General features: G+C 71.2%; 26 protein-coding genes. 18 read left to right on the top strand and 8 right to left on the bottom strand.

Annotation, left to right across the window (positions count from 1 at the left end; translation table 11 throughout):
* Nucleotides 1–104: 104 nt before the first annotated feature.
* On the top strand, nucleotides 105–422 hold the full coding sequence (locus tag B378_RS0113295) for a DUF2250 domain-containing protein (protein WP_017344263.1): 318 nt from the start codon (nucleotides 105–107) through the stop codon (nucleotides 420–422).
* 35 nt (nucleotides 423–457) lie between these two features.
* On the opposite strand, the gene hmgA is transcribed toward B378_RS0113295, so the two are convergent.
* Nucleotides 458–1,681, bottom strand: coding sequence for a hydroxymethylglutaryl-CoA reductase (NADPH) (hmgA, locus tag B378_RS0113290; protein WP_017344262.1), 1,224 nt, complete (start codon nucleotides 1,679–1,681; stop codon nucleotides 458–460).
* A gap of 83 nt (nucleotides 1,682–1,764) precedes the next feature.
* Nucleotides 1,765–2,238: an N-acetyltransferase gene (locus B378_RS0113285; RefSeq protein ID WP_017344261.1), complete on the bottom strand. Its 474-nt coding sequence runs from the start codon at nucleotides 2,236–2,238 to the stop codon at nucleotides 1,765–1,767.
* A 197-nt stretch (nucleotides 2,239–2,435) separates the two neighbouring features.
* On the opposite strand from B378_RS0113285, the gene B378_RS0113280 reads away from it, so the two are divergent.
* The 5 genes from B378_RS0113280 (at nucleotide 2,436) to B378_RS0113260 (ending at nucleotide 6,663) form a co-directional block, all read left to right on the top strand.
* Nucleotides 2,436–3,248 carry a DUF502 domain-containing protein gene (locus tag B378_RS0113280; RefSeq protein WP_017344260.1) on the top strand — a complete coding sequence of 271 codons (813 nt, stop codon included), beginning with the start codon at nucleotides 2,436–2,438 and terminating at the stop codon, nucleotides 3,246–3,248.
* Nucleotides 3,245–3,691 (top strand): archease, encoded by a 447-nt coding sequence (locus B378_RS0113275; protein ID WP_017344259.1) that lies wholly within the window; start codon nucleotides 3,245–3,247, stop codon nucleotides 3,689–3,691. The genes B378_RS0113280 and B378_RS0113275 overlap by 4 nt, the downstream gene beginning before the upstream one ends.
* 67 nt (nucleotides 3,692–3,758) lie before the next feature.
* Nucleotides 3,759–4,301 (top strand): hypothetical protein, encoded by a 543-nt coding sequence (locus B378_RS0113270; protein WP_017344258.1) that lies wholly within the window; start codon nucleotides 3,759–3,761, stop codon nucleotides 4,299–4,301.
* A gap of 84 nt (nucleotides 4,302–4,385) precedes the next feature.
* A complete protein-coding gene (locus tag B378_RS0113265) occupies nucleotides 4,386–5,894 on the top strand; it encodes an RtcB family protein (RefSeq protein WP_017344257.1) in 1,509 nt (502 codons plus the stop codon).
* A 67-nt stretch (nucleotides 5,895–5,961) separates the two neighbouring features.
* A complete protein-coding gene (locus B378_RS0113260) occupies nucleotides 5,962–6,663 on the top strand; it encodes a hypothetical protein (RefSeq protein ID WP_017344256.1) in 702 nt (233 codons plus the stop codon).
* A 77-nt stretch (nucleotides 6,664–6,740) separates the two neighbouring features.
* Here the strand turns inward: B378_RS0113260 and B378_RS0113255 are convergent, their stop codons facing one another.
* The 3 genes from B378_RS0113255 to B378_RS0113245 form a co-directional block, all read right to left on the bottom strand.
* Nucleotides 6,741–7,052 carry an MTH1187 family thiamine-binding protein gene (locus B378_RS0113255; protein WP_017344255.1) on the bottom strand — a complete coding sequence of 104 codons (312 nt, stop codon included), beginning with the start codon at nucleotides 7,050–7,052 and terminating at the stop codon, nucleotides 6,741–6,743.
* Nucleotides 7,053–7,132: 80 nt separating this feature from the next.
* Nucleotides 7,133–8,068 carry an alpha/beta hydrolase gene (locus tag B378_RS0113250; RefSeq protein ID WP_017344254.1) on the bottom strand — a complete coding sequence of 312 codons (936 nt, stop codon included), beginning with the start codon at nucleotides 8,066–8,068 and terminating at the stop codon, nucleotides 7,133–7,135.
* Nucleotides 8,065–8,469, bottom strand: coding sequence for a hypothetical protein (locus B378_RS0113245; RefSeq protein ID WP_017344253.1), 405 nt, complete (start codon nucleotides 8,467–8,469; stop codon nucleotides 8,065–8,067). The genes B378_RS0113250 and B378_RS0113245 overlap by 4 nt, the downstream gene beginning before the upstream one ends.
* Before the next feature lie 234 nt (nucleotides 8,470–8,703).
* Here B378_RS0113245 and B378_RS0113240 point away from each other — a divergent pair, with 234 nt between their 5' ends.
* From B378_RS0113240 to B378_RS16850, 4 genes are all read left to right on the top strand, one after another.
* Complete coding sequence (locus tag B378_RS0113240) at nucleotides 8,704–9,873, top strand: DUF4013 domain-containing protein (RefSeq protein ID WP_017344252.1); 1,170 nt, start codon at nucleotides 8,704–8,706, stop codon at nucleotides 9,871–9,873.
* 25 nt (nucleotides 9,874–9,898) lie between these two features.
* Entirely contained in the window at nucleotides 9,899–10,966 is a 1,068-nt protein-coding gene (locus B378_RS0113235) for an mRNA surveillance protein pelota (RefSeq protein WP_017344251.1), read from the top strand.
* A gap of 507 nt (nucleotides 10,967–11,473) precedes the next feature.
* Entirely contained in the window at nucleotides 11,474–12,049 is a 576-nt protein-coding gene (locus B378_RS0113230) for a hypothetical protein (RefSeq protein WP_017344250.1), read from the top strand.
* Nucleotides 12,050–12,098: 49 nt separating this feature from the next.
* Complete coding sequence (locus tag B378_RS16850) at nucleotides 12,099–12,242, top strand: hypothetical protein (protein WP_017344249.1); 144 nt, start codon at nucleotides 12,099–12,101, stop codon at nucleotides 12,240–12,242.
* A gap of 36 nt (nucleotides 12,243–12,278) precedes the next feature.
* Here the strand turns inward: B378_RS16850 and infB are convergent, their stop codons facing one another.
* Nucleotides 12,279–14,072: a translation initiation factor IF-2 gene (gene infB / locus B378_RS0113220; protein WP_017344248.1), complete on the bottom strand. Its 1,794-nt coding sequence runs from the start codon at nucleotides 14,070–14,072 to the stop codon at nucleotides 12,279–12,281.
* 229 nt (nucleotides 14,073–14,301) lie between these two features.
* On the opposite strand from infB, the gene B378_RS0113210 reads away from it, so the two are divergent.
* The 3 genes from B378_RS0113210 (at nucleotide 14,302) to B378_RS0113200 (ending at nucleotide 16,201) form a co-directional block, all read left to right on the top strand.
* The gene (locus B378_RS0113210; protein ID WP_017344246.1) at nucleotides 14,302–14,547 is read left to right on the top strand and encodes a PRC-barrel domain-containing protein; all 246 of its coding nucleotides are present in this window, start codon (nucleotides 14,302–14,304) and stop codon (nucleotides 14,545–14,547) included.
* Nucleotides 14,547–15,005, top strand: a complete 459-nt coding sequence (locus B378_RS0113205) for an NOB1 family endonuclease (RefSeq protein WP_017344245.1) — start codon at nucleotides 14,547–14,549, stop codon at nucleotides 15,003–15,005. Before B378_RS0113210 ends, B378_RS0113205 begins: the two co-directional genes overlap by 1 nt.
* Before the next feature lie 95 nt (nucleotides 15,006–15,100).
* Entirely contained in the window at nucleotides 15,101–16,201 is a 1,101-nt protein-coding gene (locus tag B378_RS0113200; protein ID WP_017344244.1) for a DUF2891 domain-containing protein, read from the top strand.
* Between the two features lie 22 nt (nucleotides 16,202–16,223).
* Here the strand turns inward: B378_RS0113200 and uppS are convergent, their stop codons facing one another.
* A complete protein-coding gene (uppS, locus tag B378_RS0113195; RefSeq protein WP_017344243.1) occupies nucleotides 16,224–17,219 on the bottom strand; it encodes a polyprenyl diphosphate synthase in 996 nt (331 codons plus the stop codon).
* A gap of 65 nt (nucleotides 17,220–17,284) precedes the next feature.
* Here uppS and lwrS point away from each other — a divergent pair, with 65 nt between their 5' ends.
* The 5 genes from lwrS to B378_RS0113170 all read left to right on the top strand — a co-directional run bounded on the left by lwrS (nucleotide 17,285) and on the right by B378_RS0113170 (nucleotide 20,369).
* Nucleotides 17,285–17,671, top strand: a complete 387-nt coding sequence (gene lwrS / locus B378_RS0113190) for an LWR-salt protein (protein WP_017344242.1) — start codon at nucleotides 17,285–17,287, stop codon at nucleotides 17,669–17,671.
* A 135-nt stretch (nucleotides 17,672–17,806) separates the two neighbouring features.
* Nucleotides 17,807–18,529, top strand: coding sequence for a hypothetical protein (locus B378_RS0113185; protein ID WP_017344241.1), 723 nt, complete (start codon nucleotides 17,807–17,809; stop codon nucleotides 18,527–18,529).
* A gap of 173 nt (nucleotides 18,530–18,702) precedes the next feature.
* Nucleotides 18,703–19,419: an HAD family hydrolase gene (locus tag B378_RS0113180; protein WP_017344240.1), complete on the top strand. Its 717-nt coding sequence runs from the start codon at nucleotides 18,703–18,705 to the stop codon at nucleotides 19,417–19,419.
* A 34-nt stretch (nucleotides 19,420–19,453) separates the two neighbouring features.
* Nucleotides 19,454–19,822: a PadR family transcriptional regulator gene (locus B378_RS0113175; RefSeq protein WP_017344239.1), complete on the top strand. Its 369-nt coding sequence runs from the start codon at nucleotides 19,454–19,456 to the stop codon at nucleotides 19,820–19,822.
* Between the two features lie 25 nt (nucleotides 19,823–19,847).
* Nucleotides 19,848–20,369: a CopG family ribbon-helix-helix protein gene (locus B378_RS0113170; RefSeq protein ID WP_017344238.1), complete on the top strand. Its 522-nt coding sequence runs from the start codon at nucleotides 19,848–19,850 to the stop codon at nucleotides 20,367–20,369.
* 43 nt (nucleotides 20,370–20,412) lie between these two features.
* Here B378_RS0113170 and B378_RS0113165 read toward each other — a convergent pair whose 3' ends face one another.
* Nucleotides 20,413–22,680, bottom strand: a complete 2,268-nt coding sequence (locus B378_RS0113165; RefSeq protein ID WP_017344237.1) for an AAA family ATPase — start codon at nucleotides 22,678–22,680, stop codon at nucleotides 20,413–20,415.
* Nucleotides 22,681–22,753 lie beyond the last annotated feature (73 nt).

Below are 22,753 nucleotides of genomic sequence, written 5' to 3'. Positions count from 1 at the left end.
CGGACCGATTGGATCCCGAACACGTTCCGCCGATCGACGGCGACTCCCAGCGGATGGGAACCGCCGGTGTCCCCTTTATCGTGGTACACGTCACCACGTGTGAGATGCCCGCACCAGACGCACAGCCGGCCGACCGTTCGGCGGAGCGTTCCGAGGCGGGCGACGGCGAGGCGCTCGACCCCGACCGTCCGTCGCTCACGCGCTCCGACGAGCGGCTGCTCTCCTACCTCGCCGACGTCGGCGCCGACTACCAGGCGTTCGTCGCCGGGAACACGGGGCTCTACGACGACCACGCGGAGTCCCGACTGACCGCGCTGGCGGACGCCGGGCTCGTCGAGCGCGTCTCCGGCGAGGCCGTCTATCGGATCACCGACAGGGGGCGCGAGGCGCTCCGCGAGGACTGCCCGCGCTGGTCGGACTGAGGGGGAGCGCGGGGGTTCCGCGCGGCGTCGGGTCTCTACCGTCCCAGCTCCTCGTGCGCCGACGAGAGGTGTCGCGACCCGAGCGCCGCGAGCAGCGAGAGTTCGCCGGCGAGCGCGCAGACCGCGATGGACTCCGCGAGCGCGTCGGCGTTGCTCCCGGCGGGGTCGCCGCCGCCGGCGACCCCGAGGATCTCTAAGCTCGCCTGCTGGGTCGGCAGCTTCGTCCCGCCGCCGACGGTCCCCACTTCGAGGCTCGCCAGCGAGACGGAGACGTAGAGGTCGCCGTCGGCGGTCGTCTCGGCGGTCGTGATCGCGTTCGCCCCCTCGACGACCTGCGCCTCGTCCTGTCCGGTGGCGAGGAACATCGCCGCGACCGCGTTGGCGACGTGGGCGTTGAAGCCGAGCGCGCCCGCCTTCGCGGAGCCGACGAGGTTCTTCCGCGTGTTGATCTCCGCGATCGCCTCCGGCGTCGTGTGGAGGCGGTCCTCGACGACCTCGCGCGGGACCGTCGCGTCCGCGACGACCGAGCGCCCGCGCCCTTCGACCGCGTTGATCGCGGCGGGCTTCTTGTCGGAACAGAGGTTCCCCGATAAGGCGACCAGCGAGGCGTCCGTCTCCGCCTCGATCACGTCGCAGGCCTCCCGCGTCGCGATGGTGGCCATGTTCATCCCCATCGCGTCCTTCGTGTCGTAGCGGAACCGGCAGAAGACGTTGTTCCCGACGACGTAGGGGGTCACGTCGAGCAGCTCGCCGTGGCTCGTCGTCGACTCCGCGGCCTCGGCGAGCGCGGGCTCGTGGTCGCGGACCCAGTCGACGAGCGCCTCGGCCTCGGCGACGCCCGCGACCCGGAAGACGGGCGCGCGGGTCATCCCGCTCTTCGTCACCCGAGCCGTCGCGCCCCCGGCGCCCTCGATCACGGAGCAGCCGCGGTTGATCGACGCGACAAGGGCGCCCTCGGTGGTCGCGAGTGGCAGGTACCGCTCGCCCGAGCCCGCGCCGCCGTCGATCGTCACCGGACCAGCGACGCCGACGGGGACTTGGACGCCGCCGAGCGTGTTCTCGATGTTCGAGCCGTGGACCGCGTCAGCGTCGAAGGCGTACTCGCCGAGCGGGTCGAGGTCGGCGTCGGTCGCCTCCGCGACGAGCAGCCGGCGCGCGGCGGCCGCGGCGTCGGCGTCGGCGTGGTCTTCCAGCTCGTGGAAGCGGAGGTCGCCGTCGCGGACCCGGGTCGCGAGGTCCGCGGGAGTCGGTTGCGACATGCCGCGTTCTCCTCGCGGCGGGCGCTAATTACTGTCGGTTCGATGGCTCCTGAGGCCGCGCACTGCGTGGGGAAAGCGACCGCCTACCCGCCGACGAACCCGGAGAGTCGCTCGCGGAGCGACTCGCCGCCGAGCTTGAGGTAGTAGGCGTCGCCGCCGTCCTCGTAGTAGTCGTCGATGCGGCGGATCACTTCGAAGCCGAGGTGTTCGTAGAACCCGAGCGCCTGCCGGTTCGTCGTGCGGGCGTGGCAGGTGACCGACCGGTGGTTCTCCGCGATGTCGGCGACCAGCCGCTCCGCGTGGCCGCGGCCGCGGTGATCGGGGTGAACGGCGAGAAAGAGGATGTAGCCGTCGCGCCGGACGGAGGCGAAGGCGACGAGCCGGTCGTTCTCGACGAGCAGGTGCGCGGTCGACCGGCGGTACGCGTCGACGAAGAAGCCGCGTCGCTGTCGGAGGACCCCCTCACCGGACCGAATTCGCTCTTTGAGCTCCCACGCGGCGGTCGCGTAGTCGGACTCGCCGGGCGGGTCGGTCCGCTTCTCGACGTTGACGCTCACTGGGGAGACCTAACACGCGGGCGGAATATAACTCCACCGCCAGCGGGGACCGTTGCGGGCGGCTGCGCCGCCAGCGAGAGCAGTCCGACCGATAAACCTGCTCTCGACGAGTCGGCGTCAGTCCGCGCCGCGACCGCGACGGAACGCCGCGACCGCGACGGAAACGATTTTGTCGCGGTCGCGTGTTAAAACGAGCAATGACCGACGAGTCGTCGGGAGTCGAGCTGCTCCGACGAGCCTTCCTGACCGGCATCGCCGTCATCGTTCCCGCCGTCATCACGCTGGCCGTCCTCGCGTTCGCGTTCAACGCGGTGTACGACTACCTCGACGCCTTCTCGTCTGCGATCATCGCCGTGTCGCCGGGGACCGGGCTGCCGGTGATTGGCGCCGTTTCCCGCGAACTCGCGATCGAGATCGCGACGCCGGTCGTGTTCGTGGCCGCGATCCTCCTCATCGGCGCGGCCGTCGAGTCCTCGCGGTACGGCGAGCGCGCCGTCGCGTACGTCGACTACGCCGTCGAACGCGTTCCCGGCGTCGGCTCCGTCTACCAAGGGTTCCGGCAGATGAGCGACGCCATGCTGGAGTCGGACGGCGGGAACTTCCGCGAGGTCGTCCTCGTGGAGTTCCCGACGGCGGAGGCGTACACGCTCGCGTTCGTCACCAGCGAGACGCCGGCCGCCATCGCGGACCACGCGGACAGCGAGGGCGAGGGGATGCGGACGCTGTTCATGCCGATGGCGCCGAACCCGGTGATGGGGGGCCACGTCGTCTTCGTCCCGGAGCGCCGGATCGTCGACGTCGAGCTGACCGTCGACGAGGGGATCCGCGCGCTCGTCACGAGCGGCGTCGCCTTGGAGGAGGTCGCCGCCGACCTCGACGACGTCGACTCGGAGGACCTGCGCGCGGAGGCCCCGGAGCGGACCATCGACGCCCGGTTCCAGACCGACGAGCGATCGGAGAGCGCGGAGGGGTCCCGCGACCGGACCCACGAGGGGACCGGCGAGCGATGAGCTACGAGCTCCGCGACCACACGGCCGACGTCGCCGTCGAGGCGACGGCCGACACCCTCTCGGCGCTGTTCGCGGCGGTCGCGAACGGACTCGCGGCCGCCAGCGCGGAGTCGGTGCCGGAGACGGGGGGCGACCGGTTCGAACTCGAGGTCGCCGCCGAGAGCCGCGAGGCCCTGCTGTTCGACTACCTCGACCGCCTGATCTACGAGCGCGACGTGCGGCTCGTTCTCCCGGCCGACCACCGGTGTACGGTCGTCGAACCGGGCGACGACGGCGGCGGAACGGGGGACGCGAACCCGGACGAGTGGCGGCTCACCGCCAGCGCGCGCGGCGTCCCGCTGGACGCGGTGGCCGCTCGGGAGGTCAAGGCGGTCACGTACTCGGAGATGGCGCTCGAACGGAGGGGAGACGAGTGGTACGCGTACGTCGTCTTCGACGTGTGAGGCCGCGACGGCCGTCCGAACGGCGTTTATGATAAACCGTTATATTTATCGAGTGCGTTGGTAGCGTATGTCACACTCAGATCGGAGCGAGGGGAGCGAACCGGCGGGCGCGGGTCGGCGCTGGGGCGCGGGGGCGGGCTCGGGACTCGTCGCGGGCGCGGCGATGGGCACCGTGTTACACTTCGGCCTCGGGCTCATGCCGACGATCGGCGCGCTGATCGGCGTCGAGACGGCCCTCGTCGGGTGGCTCGTCCACCTGTTCAACAGCACCCTGTTCGGCGGGCTGTTCGTCGCCGTCTTCGACCGCCCGTTCTTCGCGGAGCTCCGGGGGGACGTCGGCGGCTGCCTCTCGCTCGGCGTCATCCACTCCGCGCTGCTGGGCGTGATCACCGGCGGGCTCCTGTTGCCGGCCGCGATCGCGATCGAGGGCGCCACCTCGCTGCCCGTGCCGACGCTTCCGGTGCCGGGGCTCACCGCCAGCTTCGAGTTTGGCGTCGTCATCGCGGTCGCGCACCTCGTCTACGGCGTCGTCCTCGGCCGCGCCTTCGCCGCGTTCACCCTCGCTGAGGGCGCGGTCGGCTGGCTCCCGATCGACCCGGTCGACCGATAGGGCGCGGCCGGGGGGTCTCGGAGGAGCCTCGGGCCGCCGACCGCTGACGCAACGCCCTTCCCCTCCCGCGTCGAACCCCGACGCATGACCACGCGCGAGTTCGACGGGATCCGGTTGGAGAAGGTGCGCGAGCACGTCTGGGAGATCCCCCGCGAGGGCGACATGAACGTCCCCGCGCGGGTCCTCGCCAGCGAGAACCTACTGGAAGAGATCGGCGACGACGACTCGCTCCAGCAGCTGAAGAACGCGACCCACCTCCCCGGCATCGTCGAGCCCGCGCTCTGTATGCCCGACGGCCACCAGGGGTACGGCTTCCCGGTCGGCGGCGTCGGCGCGATTGACGCCCGAACCGGCTGTATTTCGCCCGGAGCGGTTGGTTACGACATAAATTGTGGCGTAAGAATGTTAAGAACGAACCTCGCCTACGACGACGTGCGCGGCCGCGAGGAGGAGCTGGTCGACGCGCTGTTCGAGGCCGTCCCCTCCGGGCTGGGCGGCGGCGGCGTGATCGACGGCGACGCCGACGCGATCGAGGGCGCCCTCGAACGCGGCGTCGAGTGGGCGGTCGAGGAGGGGTACGGGGTCGAGAGCGACCTCGCGCGCTGCGAGGACGAGGGGCGGCGCCCCGACGCGCGCCCGGAGTACGTGAGCCAGAAGGCGATGGACCGCGGGCGCAACCAGATGGGGTCACTCGGCTCGGGGAACCACTTCCTCGAAGTCCAGCGCGTCACCGACGTGTTCCGCAAGGACGTGGCGGAGGCGTACGGCTTAGAAGAGGACGGGATCGTCGTCCTGATTCACTGCGGAAGCCGCGGGCTCGGCCACCAGACCTGTAACGACTACCTCCGGCGGATCGAGAAGGAACACGGCGACCTGCTCGACGAGCTGCCCGACAAGGAGCTGGCGGCCGCGCCCGCCGGCTCCGAGTTAGCCGAGGAGTACTACGGCGCGATGGGCGCGTGCATCAACTTCGCGTGGGTGAACCGCCAGCTGATCACCCACCAGGCCCGCGAGACGTTCGGCGAGGTGTTCGACGCCGACCCGATCGACAACCTCGGGATGGAACTGCTGTACGACGTGGCGCACAACATCGCGAAGAAGGAGACCCACGAGGTCGGCGTCGACGCCGAGGGGCGCCCCGCCGTCGGCGACGAGGCGGTCGACCGCGCGGAGCGCGAGCTGTACGTCCACCGCAAGGGCGCGACGCGCGCGTTCCCCGCCGGCAACGCGGACGTGCCCGAGACCTACCGCGACGTCGGCCAACCCGTCATCATCCCCGGCAGCATGGGCGCCGGCTCGTACGTCCTCCGCGGCGGCGAGGAGTCGATGTCGGTGTCGTTCGGCTCGACCGCCCACGGCGCCGGCCGCCTGATGAGCCGGACGCAGGCGAAACAGGAGTTCTGGGGCGGCGACGTTCAGGACGACCTCGAGGACGGCCAGCGGATCTACGTGAAGGCCCAGTCCGGCGCCACCATCGCAGAGGAGGCCCCCGGCGTCTACAAGGACATCGACGAGGTGATCCGCGTCAGCGACGAGCTGGGCATCGGAGACAAGGTCGCCCGGACGTTCCCCGTCTGTAACATCAAGGGGTAGCTCGAGTCGCCCGCCGGGAGCGTTCTCCACATCCTTATCACCCATACCGCGGCCACTCCGCGCCGAGATGTCGAGCCACTCGCGGGACGGCGACGCGCACGGAGGGCCGACCAGACGAACGCTTCTCGGCGGAACCGCGGCCGTCGCGGTCGGCGGCCTCACCGGCCTCGGCCTCCTCACCGCGTCCAGCCGGCCGGCGGCCGCCGTCGACGGCGACCCCGCGGCCTTCGAGGCGGGCGACGCGCCGACGGTCACGAGCAACGACGGGCGGATCGAGTCCGTCTACCTCTCGCCGGCCCTCGAAGTTTCGTGGACCGACTTCTCTGAGGGCGTCGAGCGCGTGACGCTTACGCTCGCCGTCGGGAGCGACGCCGGCGTCGACGAGGTGTATCGGGAGACCCTGACGGCCGCCGACCCGGACGCGACGCCCGGGGACGTCGCGTCGGTCGGGAGGCCGGAGAGCGACCGATCTGAATCCAAGCCCGACGCGCCGCCCGACTTCGACGCCGTCGACGGCGCTCTCACCGCGCGGTTCGAGCGCGCGGACGCGACGGAGCACGGCGACGCCGTGACGAGCGAGTCGCTGAGCGCGCCCGATATCGGCGGCGGTGAGACGGCGACGACGACGCTCGACGTCGTGTTCCGCGCGGACATCGCCGGCGGCGGCGAGGAGGTGGCCGTCGTGCGGACGACGACCGTCGACGTCGCGGTCGAGAACCCCGACGGCGACGCGACTGCGGGCGGGTCGGTCGGGATCGACACCGCGTAGCGGGGAGCGTCGAGGCGGTGCCGCGCCGCTCCGTCAGCGCCACCTCGCCGCCCCGTCAGCGCCCCCTCACCGCTCCGTCACCGCTCTCGTTTCGCCTCTCGACCGAGGTGTTCCTCGACGGCGTCGACCTTCTCCGCGGCGGTCCCGTCGCTCGTCCGCTTGTCGTCGATTTTTAAGACCGTCGAGACCCGGTCGCCGTCGACGGCCTCGTGGGCGGCCGCCGCGGCCGCGAACAGCGTCTCCGCGTCCTCGGCCTCGATGACGGTCCCCATCGGGTTCGTCTCGTAGCTCACGTCGAAGTCGTCGAGCGCGGCGACGGCCGTCGCCACCTCCTCGGCCATGCTCCCCTCGATCACCGGCGCGACGCTCAGCATCGCGATGGCTGTCATGCTCGCGAGTGCGAGGCGAACTCACTTAAGCGGTCGCGCGGTCGACCGCTCCGCGGCCGAGAGCGACTCCGAGCGGCCGCCTAGTCGAGCGCGTCGCGGAGGAACGAGAGCTGGTGGCCGACCGCGCCCTCGAAGTCCTCGCCGAACACCGAGAAGTGGTCCGCGGGCATGGTGACGACGGTCCCCCGGGAGAGCCGCTCGCCGGCGGCCGCGACCGAGTCGGCGTCGACGATCTCGTCGTCGGTGCCGGCCAACAGCAGCGTCGGCGCGTCGATCTCGTCGAGCCGCGTCACGGGCCGGTAGCCGACGAGTCCCAGCAGCGACCGCGCCGGCGTCTCGTTGCGCCACGCCGACTCGCGGTCGACGAGGTCGATATACTCCCGCTTCGTCCCCGGCTCGGTGATCGCCGCGCATTCCTCGGTCCCGCCGACGATGGGGACGGTGCGGCCGCGACCGATCCGGTGGCCGAACAGGTCGCGGAGCCCCGTCACGCCGGAGCGAAGGAGGTACCGCCCGCCGCGTCGCAGGGCGATCGCTCGGCCGTCGAGCATCGGGACGAGCCCGACGACCGCGTCGACGTCGCGGCGCTCCGCGGCGAGCGTGAGGACGTGCCCGGCCGACAGCGACGCCCCCCACAACACGAGGTCGTCGCCGACATCGTCGACGCGGTCCGCGCGATCGATCGCGCCCTCGTACGCCGCGCGCTGGCGGTCGAGGTCGACCGCCTGCGAGTCGCCGTCGGAGGCGCCGAACTCCGGGTGATCGAAGAGGAGGGCGGCGTAGCCGGCGTCGGCGAACCGCTCCGCGACGGCGGGGTAGCCGAAGGTCCGCTCCGCGCCGAGCCCGGGCGCCATCACGACGACCGGGGGGTCGTCCGCGTCGCCGCCGGGTAGGTACAGCGTCCCGCGGCAGGTCGCGCCGTCGACATCGAACGCGACCGCGCGGGTGGCGAACCGCTCGCGGGCCGGGCGCGAGAGCCGGCGCTGCGCGCGGTTGACCGGATCGCGGCGGGTCACCGGTCGGCCTCCGCGTCGGTGTCGGATCTGTCGTCGTCCTCGTCGCCGCCCTCGGTCTCGTGGCTGACGGTGTCCAGCACGCGGGTCGAGAACTCCGTCTCGGAGATCTCGTAGCTCGCGAGCGCCTCGAACCACTCGGCCTCGGCGCGCCACGTGCCGAGGACGTCGCCGGGGGCCCGCACGACCGTCCCTTCGACGCGGACGGGGTCCCACTCGTCGGCCTCGGCCTGCTCGATGAGCGCGTTGAGCGCGCGCCCGATCTCGCCGCGGTGGATCTCGCGGCCGGGGAACGCGGTCATGTACGTCAGCTCCAGCGGGTCGCCCCCGTCGATGGACTCGACGCTGACGCCGTAGCTCCTGAGTTCCGGCTCCAGATCGGCCGTCCGCTCGTCGCCGGTCATACCCGATCCGTCGGCGGGGCGGGATAAATCGGTACCGGCACGCGACCGAGCGGTCGCTGGAAGGGTAATCGATCGAAAGCCGCGGACGGGGGGCGACCGCCGAGTGGCGGCCGCGGTTGGGTTGTCAGAGGCACACGATTGTCCCGCGCGGCCGACTGGCAATAATCCGTGGAGTGATATAAACGCTCGGGCCCGGGTATCATTTATGCGGCTCCCGTCCCTGTGTCGAGTCACATGCTCACCGCGGCCGCGACGGCGCTGACGCGAACCGACGACACCGCGGGCGTCGTCCTCGTCGGCGGGTCCGTGACCCTGCTGGGGTGGATCCTCACGGCGCTGTGGCTCGTCGGCGTCCTCTTCGTCAGCCCGGCCATCGCCGTCGCGGCCCCGGTCGCGTTCGCGCCGTCGCTCGTCGCGCGCGGCTACTTTGTCCGCGTGACGCGGAGCGCGATCCAGTCCGGAGACGGAGCCGGCGCGCCGTCGCTCGTCGCCTGGGGAGAGCTGGTCAGGGACGGCCTCAAGTCGGCGCTGCTGTCGGCGGCGCTGCTCGCCCCGCTCGCGGGCGGTCTCGCGGTCGCCGGCGGCGCCGTCGCCGCGCTCGTCGCCGGCCCCGTCGATCCGGGGTCGACCGCGACCGCCGTCGAGTCGGCGCTCGGTCCGAACAGCCCGGTCGCCGTCGCGGTCGTCGCCGTCGGTCTCGTCGCCGCGCTCGTCGGCGCGTACCTCCTCGCCTTTGCGTACGTCCGCCCCGCAGCCCTCGCAGCGTTCGCCGCGTCCGGGCGGCTCAGGGACGGCCTGAACCCGCGGACGGTGGCCGGCGTCGCCGCGACGGGCTCGTACGCCACCGGGTGGACGCTCGCGGTCGGGGCGCTCGCGGTCGGCTACGCCGTCGCGGCGCCGACGGTGCCCCTGATCGTCGGCGTCGCGCTCGCCTTCCTCGCCCGCGTCGTCGCGCACGGGCTCTACGGACGGGGAGCGGCGGCCGCGCTGCGTGAGGGTTTGAATCGGGACGCCGCGGCGCGGCCGGCGGTCCGGACGCACCGCGACGCCGCGCATACCGAGAGCCGAACGGGTCGCCGCGCGGACGCGACTCCCCGTGAGGGCTCGAATCGCGGCGCGGGCGTGGGCCGTGCCGCCGACCGTGACCGGGAGATCGGTCGCGCGCGCAACGACCCTCCGGCCCCCGTCGTGTCGGGCGACGGCGGGCGGCCGATGCGGAGCGAGCCGCCGGCCGCGGTTCAGGTCGGTCGCGGCGTTCCCGTCGACGAGGCTGGCGCCGCCGGCGGAGACGACGCGGGCGATGCGGACGACGCGGACGATGCCGGCGGCGCCGAATCGGACGGCGACCCGGCCGGCGGCTTCGAGTGGGGGCCGTCGCTCGCCGACGCGGAAGGCAAGCGTTGATACGGCCGCGAGCGAACGCCCGGGCATGCGAATCTCCGAGCGGGGGTACGGCGAGGAGGGCCGGGAACGGCTCACGCTGGTCCCCGAGAACGTCGACGACCTCTGGCACCTCGCGCACGTCCTCGAGCCCGGGGACCTCGTCGAGGGCGACACCACCCGACGGATTCAGCGGAACGACGACCAGATGCGGGACACCGGCGGGCAGCGCGAGCACATCTTCGTCACGCTGGAGGTCGAGGACGTCGAGTTCGCGCGGTTCGCCAACCGCCTCCGCGTCTCCGGGATAATCGTCGGCTGCTCGCGGGAGGACCAGCTCAACGCCCACCACACGCTCAACGTCGAGGAGCACGACGAGATAACCGTCGAGAAACACTTCAAGCCGGACCAGACCGAGCGGTTGGAGGAGGCGACCGAGGCCGCGGAGAACCCCGACGTGGCCATCGCGACCGTCGAGGAGGGCGCGGCGTACGTCCACACGGTCCAGCAGTACGGCACCGAGGAGTACGCATCGTTCACGAAGCCGACCGGCAAAGGCGAGTTCTCGCGGCCGCGCGAGGAGCTGTTCGCGGAGCTGGGCGAGGCGCTCGCGCACCTCGACGCCGACGCGGTGATCCTGGCCGGGCCGGGGTTCACCAAGCAGGACGCGCGCGATTACATCGACGAGGAGTACCGGGACCTCTCGGACCGGATCACCACGGTCGACACCTCCGCCGCGGGCGACCGCGGCGTCCACGAGGTGCTGAAGCGCGGCGCAGTCGACGAGGTTCAAAAAGAGACCCGCATCTCGAAGGAGGCGAGCCTCATCGACGAGCTGACGGAGAACATCGCCAAGGAAGAGAAGGCGACGTACGGCCCGGACGACACCGCCGAGGCCGCCGAGTTCGGCGCGGTCGAGACGCTGCTCGTCGTCGACGAGCGCCTCCGCACGGAGCGCCAGGGCGACGGCGACTGGGAGATCGACGTCAACGAGGTGATCGAGTCGGTCGAACAACAGGGCGGCGACGTGGTCGTCTTCTCCTCGGAGTTCGCCCCCGGCGAGCAGCTCTCGAACCTCGGCGGCATCGCCGCGATCCTCCGCTACCGACTCCAGTGAACGGCTGACTAGTCGAAATGCGGTGGCGCGTGCCCGTGAGCGGCCGCCTGCGGCGGCCGCGAACGGCACCGCGCGAGGGAGTCGGTGGCGGTCGAGCGAAGCGAAGACCGCCAGCGACGAGGCTGGGGAGGCGTGAGGCGCGGGGCTGTGCGGGGTGGGACTCGAAGGGGCAGCCGGGAGGGCGGCGCAGGCGACGTAAGCACTGGAAGGAGCGAACGTAGTGAGCGACTGAAGCGCGCAGCGAGCGTGCGCCGCCCTCCCGGCTGGGGCTTCGGCGGTCGTGTTCGTGTCGATCGCTGGTTTATAGGGAACGTTGTCATACAGCCGAGCGGCTGGGGCTTCGGCGGCGTTCGTGTCGATCGCCGATTTATAAGGCCCACCTTCGTACGGCCGAGCGGCTGGGGCTCCGCCAAGCGCGGTCGTAAAGTCGTTCGCAGCGCCACCGGTCACGTATGGCGTTCGGGGAGGGCCATGACCTTATCAGAGCGCGTCGCCAACCTCGGATCGATGGCGGACCGATCCGGCGGCGACGAGCGCGTCTCGACGACCGCCGACCGCGAAAGCGCCGACGACGTCGACGCTGACTCGTCCCCCGGCGACGCCGAAGCTCTCCCCGACGACCTCGACGCCGGCGTCGACGAGGAGGTGAAGCGCCGCCTCCGCGAGGCGTATCTCAACGACGAGGAGAACGCGCTGATCGTCACCCGGGTGCGCTCCGTCGGCGACCGCGTCGCCGTCGAGATGCGCCCGCCGCACGGCGACGCCACCCACACCGAGCGGTTCGACGCGCCCCGGGACGGGTCGCTTCAGGAGTCCGAGGAGTTCCTCGAGTTCTTAGAGGCCGCGGGCGTCTCGCCGCTCGACGTCGACGAGCTCGTCGGGACCCGCGTGCCAGCGACGTACGACCCGGAAACGGGCTGGCGGGTCGACGCGGCGTACGGGGGCGAGTCGGCGGCGGCCGGCGAGAACCGGTTCGCGGACGCTCGCGACTGGCTGTGGACCTACCGAACGTGGCTGCTCGCCGCGCTGCTCGTCGGCGGCGAGTTAGCGTTCGTCGCCGTGGTCATTCTGTTGTACGGGTGACCGCCGACGTCGGCTGATCTTGAAGTGACGGGGGACGCTATCGAACCGCATGGTCCGACGCTCCGAGACCTGTCCGAACTGCGGGCACAGCTTCAGCTACAACGCGGCGACCGGCACCGGCCCGACGGAGTTCTTAAACGAGGGGCAGTGTCCGAACTGCGGCCACCACGTCAGGACGCCGCCGGGGACGTGAACGACGCGGAGAGTCGGTTCGCGGCGAACGCGGTCGTCACTTGCCCCAGAACGGGTCCCGCTTGCGTCGCGTCTCCAAGTAGCCTTGGAGCGCCTCGCGCTCGTCGGCGGTGATCTCCTCTTTTAACTCCTGTTCGAGGATCTTCGCGTGCTTCTCGGGCACCTCGGTCCAGAGCGTGTCGCCCTCCTCGATGTCGCGGCCGACCGTCGGCCCGTCGATGGCGATGCTGACGCGCTCGCCGGAGCGCGCCTCGTCGACGTCGTCGCCCTGCTTTTGAATCCCCGAGAGGCCGCCGACGCGCTCGAACTCGTTGCCCTCGAAGAAGCCGACGTTGCGGTTGTTCTGAAGCGTGCCGGAGATGACCTCGACGCCGACGACGGCGGGGTCGTTCTGCCGGAACGTGTGGTCGGGGAGGATACGGAAGCGGGCGGGGCGGACCACCTTGTCCAGCACCGTCTCCTGTTGCGCGCGCTGCTTCTCCTCGACGTAGCGCTCGTAGTCCTCGACCAGCTGGTAGATGACCTCGTTCTTGAACAGCTTCACGTCCGCGTTCTCGAGGTCCGACTCCGCGTTCTGGAGGAGGTCGACGTTGAAACCCAAAATCGCCTTGTGTTCGTCTTGGTTCGCGGTCTCCGCGACCGCGATGTCGCGCGGCGCGATGTCGCCGACCTCGGCGCGGAGGATCGGGACCTCGGCCTCGCGGAGCGCGTTCGCCATCGCCTCTAAGGAGCCGAGGGTGTCCGCCTTGACGACGACGCCGTTGTCGGCCGTCTCGACCTCGATCTCGGCGAGCTCGGCTTTTACCTCCTCGACGACCCGGTCGACGGTACGGTCGCGGACGACGCGGACCGGCGCGCCCGCCATCGCCTGGTCGAGGTCGGGCGCGGCGATCTTCACGCCGGCCGCGGCCCCGATCTCGCCGACCTTCTCGAACTCCTTCTCGGTCCGGATCTCCGCGAGCGGCCGCGGGCGGAGCAGCGCGCGGATCTCGGTGACGATCGGCTCGTCCTGCCCGCCGACGACGACGGTGTCGCCGTTGCGGATCACGCCGTCGTAGACGACGGTGTCGACGGTGGCGCCGAAGCCGCGCTCGTCTTTCACTTCGAGGACCGTCCCCTCGCCGGGCCCCGTGACGTCGATCGCCATCTCCTCTTTCATGAACCGCTGGGAGAGACCCATCAGGACGGTGAGGAGGTCCGGCACGCCTTCGCCGGTGAGCGCCGACAGCGGGACGACGCCGATGTTCTTCTGGAAGTCCTGGACCCGCCAGTAGAGGTCCGCGGAGAAGCCCGCGTCCGACAGCTGGCCGATGATCTCGTAGAGGTTCTCGTCGAGCATCGACTTCGCGCGCTCGGACTGCGCCTCCATGCTCCGCTGGATCGGTTCGCCGTCCTGCGGGTTCCAGCCCGGCGTCGTGTCCACCTTGTTGGCCGCGACGACGAAGGGGGTGCCCGTCCGCCGGAGGATGTCGATCGCCTCCTCCGTCTGCGGCTGGAAGCCGTCGTTCACGTCGACGACCAGCACCGCGATGTCGGCGAGGGCGCCGCCGCGGGCGCGCAGCGTCGAGAAGGAGTGGTGCCCCGGCGTGTCAATAAAGAGGAGTCCGGGTAAATCGAAGTCCGACGGGTCGATCAGCTCGCCCGCCATCCCGGAGATGGTGTCGAGCGGGATGTCCGTCGCCCCGATGTGTTGGGTGATCGCGCCGGCCTCGCCCTCGCTGACGGCGGAGCCGCGGATCGTGTCGAGCAGGCTCGTCTTGCCGTGGTCGACGTGGCCCAGCACGGCGACGATGGGGGTTCGCAGGGTGTCCGCGTGTGTGTGGTCGGTCATATGTGATCGCCCCGAGAAGGTTATATCGACTGTTCCGCCCGGGCGTCAGTTAAGCCTTTCAAAATGCTGCGACGAACCGGAACGTCGAGAGCGCGCCCGTGTCCGTCGCCCGTCCGGTGACGAAGGCGCGCCCGCGTCCGTCGTCCATCCGGTGACGAACGCGCGGCCGCGTCCGTCACCCGTCCGACGCCCCGTGGCGTTTAATACCGTCGCCCGGGACCGTGAGGGTATGGTCGACATCCTCGCGGAGAACCTGTCCGGGAAGGCGGTGATGAGCTCCGACGGCACGGAGCTCGGGGACCTGTACAACATCACGATGAACCTCGAGTCCGGGGAGCTGAACCACCTCCTCGTCAGCCCGCACGAGCAACTCAGGCCCGAACGCGTCGACTTCGACGTCGACGAGATGGGGCGGCTCCGCGTCCCGGTCGCGAACGTCCAGGCGGTGAAAGACTACATCGTCGTCGCCCGCTGATGCAAGTCCTCGACTCGTCCGCGTTCATCCACGAGTACACGACCGACGAGGACGTGGTCTCCATCCCGGCGGTCCACGACGAACTCACCGGCGAGGTGGCGCTCCGCTTCGACGCGATGGAGGGCTCCGGGATGACCGTCCACGTGCCGGCGCCGGAGGCGGTCGACCGGGTCCGCCGCGCCGCGAAGGGGTCGGGCGACGCCGCGGAGCTTTCCGACACCGACATCCGGCTCATCGCGACCGCCTTGGAGCTCCACGCGACGCTCGTCACCGACGACTACGCGATGCAGAACGTCGCCGAGCGGCTCGACCTCCCGGTCGAGGCCATCGCTCGCGACGGCATCTCCGAGGAGCGCGAGTGGCGCTTCCAGTGCGTCGGCTGTAACCGCACCTTCGACGAGAACAAAGAGCGGTGTCCGATCTGCGGCAGCGACCTGACGCGGAAGAACCCTGCCTGACCGCGCCCTCGACGCTTCCTGCGAACCGCGAACCCGCATGCGGGCAATTCGCACGCTACCGACCGATTGAACAGGCGCCCCGCAGACCCTCCGACATGAACGCCTTCGAGGAGCTGTCGCCGGATGTGCTCCGGGCCGGACGGGCCGACGCGCTCGACGACGCCGTCGCGACGACCCTGGCCGCCCACCCGCTCGACGGGGTCGAGACCGAGTACCCGCACTACCAGGGGACCGTTGAGGGGCCGGAGGCACCGCCGCGCCCCTCTGAGACCCATCCCGTGTTCTACGGCTGCTTCGACTGGCACTCGGCGGTCCACAGCCACTGGGCGCTCGTCCGCGCGCTACGACTCGCCCCGGATCACCCGGACGAGGCCGCGATCGTAACCGGCATCGACGAGCGACTGATCCCCGAGAACGTCGCTCGCGAGGTCGACTACCTCGACGAGAACCCCGGCTTCGAGGAGCCGTACGGCTGGTCGTGGCTGCTGCGCCTCGCCGCCGAACTCGCCCTCTGGGACGACCCGCGCGCCGACGCGTGGCGCGAGACCCTCCGCCCGCTGGAGGAGCGAGTCCGCCGCGGGACCCGCGAGTCGTTCCTCGGCATCGACCGGGCGCACCGCGTCGGCACGCACGGCAATACCGCGTTCGCGCTCGCGGGCGTCCTCGACTACGCCCGGGTCGTCGGCGACGCCGATCTGGAATCGGAGACGGAAGCGACCGCTCGCCGCCTCTACGCGAACGACACCGCCGCGGTCGTCGGCGCGGAGCCGGTCGGCTGGGACTTCCTCTCGCCCGCCCTGACGGAGGCGGACCTCATGCGCCGCGTCCTCGACCCCGACCCGTTCGCGGCGTGGCTCGACGACTTCCTCCCCGTCCTCACCAAACCCCCGCACAACGCGCTGCTCGCGCCCGTCGACGTCGAGCCCGACGAGGGCGACGGCGCCGCGATGCACATGATCGGGCTCAACGTCTCCCGCGCGTGGTGTCTCGCCGGACTGGCAGACGCGCTGGACGGGCGAGACGGGCCGGCTGCGACCCGGCTTCGCGAGCCCCTCAACGCCGCGGCGCGCCGGCACGCCGAGGCGGGGGCCGCGGACGTTCTCACCGACGACTACGCGGGGTCGCACTGGCTCTCGTCGTTCGCGCTGTACCTGTTGACGCGGAACGAGGACGGGATCGCGCCGGGAGCGTGCTAGTCGGCTCCCGGTCGGAATCAGTTCAGTCGGCGTCCGGCGGAGCCGGGTCGGTCGCGCTTGCCGGCTCCGGGGTGTCCTCCTCGTTCGTTCCGACCGAGTCCTGGTCTGCGATGCCGAGGGCGTCGTCGGAGAGGTCGCTGCCGTCGAGCCGCGGGACGCGCTCGCGGAGCCGGGCGGCCGCGGCCCGGGCCTCCGCGAACTCCACCTCGGCGAGCGCGCGCACCAGCGCGGCGGCCCGCTCCGCCCGGGCGCGCTGCCACGACTCCTCTCGCGACTCGTAAGTGCGGATCGCGCGCAGGAAGTCGGCCTCGGAGAACTCCGGCCAGTAGGGCGCACAGAAGTAGACGGCGGCCTCGTTGCCGTTGGCGTGCCACGGGAGGAAGTTCGAGGTCCGCTCGTCGCCGCCGGTCCGGACGATGAGGTCCACGTCGCGGATCGGGCGGTCGTAGAGGCGCTCCTCGACCGTCTCGACGTCGACGTCGTCGGGGGCCATCTCGCCGGCGTCGACGTCGCGCGCGATGGCGCGCGCGGCGTCGAGCAGTTCGGTTCGGCCGCCGTACGCCAGCGCGACGTTGAGCGTGAAGCGGTCGTTGCCGGCGGTGCGCCGCTCGGCGTAGTCGACCGCGTCGCGGACGCGCGGGGGGAGCCGGGGCACGTCGCCGATCGCCCGGACGCGGACGCCCTGCTCGTGGACGCGGTCGGCGTCGGCGAACTCGCGCAGCTTGCGCTCCAGCAGGTCGAAGAGGGGCTCCAGCTCCTCGTCGGGGCGCTCGAAGTTCTCGGTGGAGAAGGCGTAGAGCGTGAGCTCAGAGACCCCGAGGTCCGCACACCAGTCGAGGACGCGCTCGGTGGTGTCCGCGCCGGCGCGGTGGCCCTCGGGCGCGTCGTCGCCCTGCTCGCGGGCGTACCGACGGTTCCCGTCCTGGATGACGGCGACGTGGTCGGGAACGTCGTCGATCTCGCGGCGGAGGTGTCGTCGGTACGCGCGTCCGACGAGGCCGCGGAGTCGGTTCAGCATCTTCCCTGACTCAGGCGGCCGAGCGGTATGTACTTTTATGCTCCGGCCGGTCCTCCGGCCCGCAGATGGAGGCCGCGTACGTCTTCCGCGTCGCCGTCCGGCTCGACCCGCCGGACGCTACCGTCGACCCGGACCGCTTCGAGACGACGATGGAACTCGCGGCGAGCGAGCCCGGGACCGACGGCTGGCTCTTCTTCCGCGAGCGCCTGTGGCGCGGCGAGATCGGCGACGACCCGTCGTTCCGAAAGCTGGCGGAAGAGCGACTGGGCGTCGCTCCCGCCGCGAGCGTCGAGGTCGTCGCCGCCGACTTCCGGGAACTCCGCACCAACCAAGCCTATCTCGACGCGCTGACGGACGCGATCGCCGCGGATCTGACTCGTTTCAACGCCGACTCCGTCGACGAGGTCCTCCACAAGTACCTCGGGTCGTCGGTCCACGTCCGAGGGGAGTAACCGTCTCACGGTCGGATGCGCCCGTACTCGGGACGGAGTTATACTCGAACGCGTCGCTCGCGCCGGCACCAAAACGTCGTTCGTCCCGGCACGGCGGCCACAGGCATTTTCCCGGCCGCCGTTTTTTCCCCCGGTATGGTCGACCCGCTTCGAGACGCCCTCCCCGCGGTAACGCTGGTCGTCGTCGTCCTCCTGGCCGGCTGTTCCGGATTGCCTGCCACGGACCGACAGGAACCGACTCCCGAACCGACGGTCGAGAGCTTCTCGTATCCGTCAGGGTGGTCACAGGACGGAATTGCGGATCTCTCGGTCGCACTGGAAACGCACGACGCGACGGTGAGCGACACCTCCCGTCGGAGTCGGTTGCGCATCACGGACGAGGACAGCAACCGCACAATAGTGAGAACGGTAGACGCCGACGCCGGCACCGTCTCAGTCCGGTGGGTCGACACGGAGTTCGGCGGGGACATCCACGCGTACTACAGCGCCGAGGGCGTGTTCGAGTACGACCGAACGACGGGAGAGATACACCGGAATCCCGACGAAAACTGGACGCAGGCCCGCGTCGGCTCGCACGAGGGGGTACGACGGCCCCTGTCGGAGCTCGACGTGAACGCGACCGAGACCGTCACCGTCGAGGGGGAGACGGCGGTCAGGTACAACGTGACCGGCATCGAAGACCCCGTCAGCGTTCCGGCCGATAGCGCGACCGGGCACGTCGTCGTTACCGAGAAGGGGTACATCGCGGAGTACGACGTCACGAGGGGAAACGACGGGTTCACCCGGCAGACGAGATACGAGGTCTCCGAGTTCGGAACCGCGACGGCGACCCGACCGGAATGGATGCCCGACGAGTAGCCGTGTTCGGCCGTCGGCTCCGCGTCGTGTCGACCGACCGTCCGAGGCGCGAATGAGCGCGGTCGCGCCGCTGCCGTCGGCCGATCGGTGGCCCTCGTCCGATCCGTCCTCCGTGGCACCCGGTCGCCCGGCCCCAAAACGCACTTACCGACCGGCGGCCTACGGTCGTTCCCATGACCGTCGCCGACTACGATTTCCACCTGTTCGACCTCGACGGGACGCTCGTCGACGCCGAGTGGGAGTACACCCGCGCGGTGTTCGACCGCGTCGGCGACCGGTTAGGCCGCGAGTTCTCGGACCGGGAGGCGCGCGTCCTCTGGCACGGGCTCGGCGGCTCTCGCGCCGAGACCCTCCGCGGGATGGGCGTCGACCCCGACGCGTTCTGGCCGGCGTTCCACGCCGTGGAGGACCCCGTCGCCCGCGCGGAGGCGACGTACCTCCACGACGACGCCGCGCGCCTGCTCGACCGCGTGAGCGAAGTCGGCGGGCCGACCGGGCTCGTTACCCACTGCCAGGAGTTCCTTGCGGAGCCGGTCCTCGATCACGTCGACCTCGACGACCGGTTCGACGCGGTCGTCTGCTGTACCGACGAGACGGGGTGGAAGCCGGCGCCCGACCCGATCGAGGCCGCGATGGGCGTGCTCGGCGTCGACCCGAACCGAGGCCGCGGCTACTACGTCGGTGACGGCGAGAGCGACGTGGCGGCCGCCTGGAACGCCGGCCTCGACGCGGTCCACGTCGAGCGCGTCGGCCACGACGAGCGCGGGCGGTGCGTCCTCGGCGACCGACGCGTGAGCCGCCTCGACGAACTGGTCGGCGGCAACGGTAGCGATGCCGGCCGCCGCGGCGGCGTGCGCGTCGATTCCGACGGCGCGGTCGACGCGTCGTGAGCAATTTATCAGCCCGCGGGGCGAGGCGCCGACCATGACCAAGTGGTTCCACAGCGGCCGTCGTCGCGACCTCTGCGCGCTGCTGTACGACCACGGGGAGCTGCGCGCGCAGTCGGCGAAGAGCCGGCTCGAATCCCACTACGACGAGCGGATCGACCCCGGCTCCTTCTACGGCACCCTCTCCGCGCTCGTCGAGGCCGGGTACCTCGACCGACGGACCGAGGGAATCGCCGACGTGTACGCGCTCACCGACGCGGGCGAGGCGGCGCTGCTCGACCACTACGCGTGGCTCGGCGAGCGGATCGAGGGCGGCGGCGGAAGAGAGAACGTCGTCGACGGTTCGGAGGGTGGCGACGAGCCCGAACGGGAAGCGGAACGCGACCGCTCGGACCTCAAGGATTAACAACTTTGCCGGCGTGAGTTAATACATGACAGTCGTCAGCGTCTCCATGCCGGAGGAGTTACTCGAACGGATCGACAGCTTCGCGGACGAACACGGGTACACCGGGCGCAGCGAGGTCGTCCGCGAGGCCTCGCGGAACCTCCTCGGCGAGTTCGAGGACGCGAAGCTGGAGGACCGCGCGCTGATGGCCGTGGTGACGGTCCTGTTCAACTACGAGACGACGAACGTCGAAGAGCGGATGATGCGGCTGCGACACGAGGACGAGGGGATCGTCGCCTCGAACTTCCACAGCCACGTCGGCTCGCAGTACTGTATGGAGCTGTTCGTACTGGAGGGCGGGTTAGAGGAGATATCGGCGTTCGTGGGGAAGGTCCGCGCGACGAAGGACACGCTCACGGTCGATTACAGCGTCACGCCCGTCGACGAGTTCGGCGCCGGCGCGCTCGGCGACGCCCACGCGCACGGCGGTCACGGGAGCGGAGAGGCCGGCGAGGGCGCGTCCGAGGAAGACGAAACGGAAGCGGGCGCGACCGCTGAAGACGACTGAGAGCGGGTCGAACGGGGTCGTGCGACAATCCGTTTCCCCGCCCTCAGGCGGTCTCGGGGCGGACCGATTCGAGCGCGGCGTCGAAGTCCTCGCCGGTGACCCCGACCTCGTCGGCGTGGTCGTTGGCGGCCTCGCCGTGCTCGTCGGCGACGCGCTCGATGGCGCGCATCGCGGCCGCTCGGGTCAGTGAGGCGATCTCCGCGCCGGAGTACCCCTCCGTCTCGTCTGCGACCCGTTCCAAGTCGACCTCGTCGGTCAGCGGCTTCTCGCGGGTGTGGACCTCCAGGATCTTGCGGCGCGCCTCGCGGTCCGGTTCGGGGACCTCGACGTGGGTCTCCAAGCGCCCGGGGCGGAGCAGCGCGGGGTCGAGCGCGTCCCGCCGGTTGGTCGCCGCGAGGACGACGAGGTTCGGGTTGTCGCTGGCGCGGTCGAGCTCGGTCAACAGCTGGGAGACGACGCGCTCGCTCACGCCGGAGCCGTCGCCGCCGGCCGCGTCGCGGTCGGTCGCGACCGCGTCGATCTCGTCGAAGAAGATGATCGCGGGCGCCGCCTGCCGGGCGCGGTCGAACAGCTCGCGCACCGCCTTCTCCGACTCGCCGACGTACCGGTCGAGGAGCTCGGGGCCGGCGACCTGGATGTAGTTGACGCCGCTCTCGCCGGCGATGGCGCGCGCGAGCAGCGTCTTCCCGGTCCCGGGCGGGCCGTACAGCAGGACGCCGGTCGGGGGGTCGGCGCCCGCCGCGTCGAAGAGGGGCCCGTACGAGAGCGGCCACGTCACGGCGCGTTCGAGCTCCTCCTTGGCGTCGTCGAGGCCGCCGACGTCGGCGAAGTCGGTGGTCGGCTGCTCGGCGACGTACTCGCGCATCGCGCTCGGCTCGACGCTCGCGTGAGCGGCCTCGAAGTCGGCCTTGCTGACGGTCACGTCGTTGAGCGCGCGCGAGTCCGACTCGCGGGCGCGGCGGAGCGCCGTCATCGCCGCCTCCTGCGCGAGCCCCTCGATGTCGGCCCCGACGAACCCGTGCGTCCGGCTCGCGATCCGATCGAGGTCGACGTCGTCCGCCAGCGGCATCCGGCGCGTGTGGACGTCGAGGATCTGCCGGCGGCCCGCCTCGCCGGGGACGCCGATCTCGATCTCGCGGTCGAACCGGCCGCCGCGGCGGAGCGCGGGGTCGATGGTGTCGACGCGGTTCGTCGCGCCGATGACGATCACGTCGCCGCGGGCGTCAAGCCCGTCCATCAGCGAGAGCAGCTGGCCGACGACCCGGTTCTCCACGTCGCCGCCGTCGTCGCGTTTCCCCGCGATCGAGTCGATCTCGTCGAAGAAGATTATCGCCGGGGCGTCGTCGCTCGCGCGCTCGAACACCTCGCGGAGCCGCTCCTCCGACTCCCCCTTGTACTTCGACATGATCTCCGGGCCGTCCACCGTGATGAACGTCGCGTCGACCTCGTTGGCGACGGCGCGGGCGATGAGCGTCTTCCCGGTCCCCGGCGGCCCGTGGAGGAGGACCCCCTTCGGCGGGTCGATGCCGAGCCGGGTGAACACCTCCGGCTCGGAGAGCGGGAGTTCGATCGTCTCCCGGACCAGCTCGAGCTCCTCGTCGAGCCCACCGATGTCCTCGTAGGTCGCGCCCGCGGTGTGTTCGGCGGGCGGGGCGTCGCCGGTCTTCGGCCGGGCGTCGTCGCCGGGGAGGTCGGTCCCCGAGCCCGAGGCGGTCCCAGATCCTCCGGCTCGGTCACTTCCCGCGTCCGTCGGCGCGTCGGCGCGGTCGCCCGCGGACCCAGCGTCGCTCGTCGGTTCGGCGTCGCCCTCGTACTCGACGGACACGTCGGTCGACGCCGTGATCCGGACGGTCCCCGCGGGCGCGGTCCGGGCGACCACGAACCGGAGGCCGCCGAGCCGCTCGACGTGGACGGCCTCGCCCTCGGTGACGGGACGGTCGCGGAGCTCGCGGGAGAGCGCGCGCTCGACCACCTCGCGGCTCACGTCCACCTCGGCGAGGCGGCCGGGCGCCGAAAGCGTCACACGGTCGGCGTCGGAAACGTCGACGGGCGCGATGGTCACGGTGTCGCCGACCTTCACGCCGGCGTTCGCACGGGTGTCGGCGTCGATGAGGACGGAGCCGTCGGGGGCGTCGGGGCCGCCCGGCCACACCTTCGCGACCGCGGTGCGCTCGCCGCGCACCTCGACCGTGTCGCCGCTGAGGAGGGCGAGCCGCTTGCGGGCCGACTCGGGGAGCCTGGCGATGCCCCGGCCCGCGTCCCGCTTCTCGGCGGCACGCACCGTGAGCCGGAGCCCTGCGGTGTCGTTCATACACACCCTTCCGGCCCGCGGCTCTTTATCCTTGTCCGACGCCGTCGCGAGCGGGTTCCCGGCCGCGGATATC

Origin of the sequence: Halorubrum sp. T3 (assembly GCF_000296615.1) — an archaeon.
GTDB classification, from domain to species: domain Archaea; phylum Halobacteriota; class Halobacteria; order Halobacteriales; family Haloferacaceae; genus Halorubrum; species Halorubrum ruber.
This window is presented reverse-complemented; position numbering and strand designations above follow the sequence as displayed.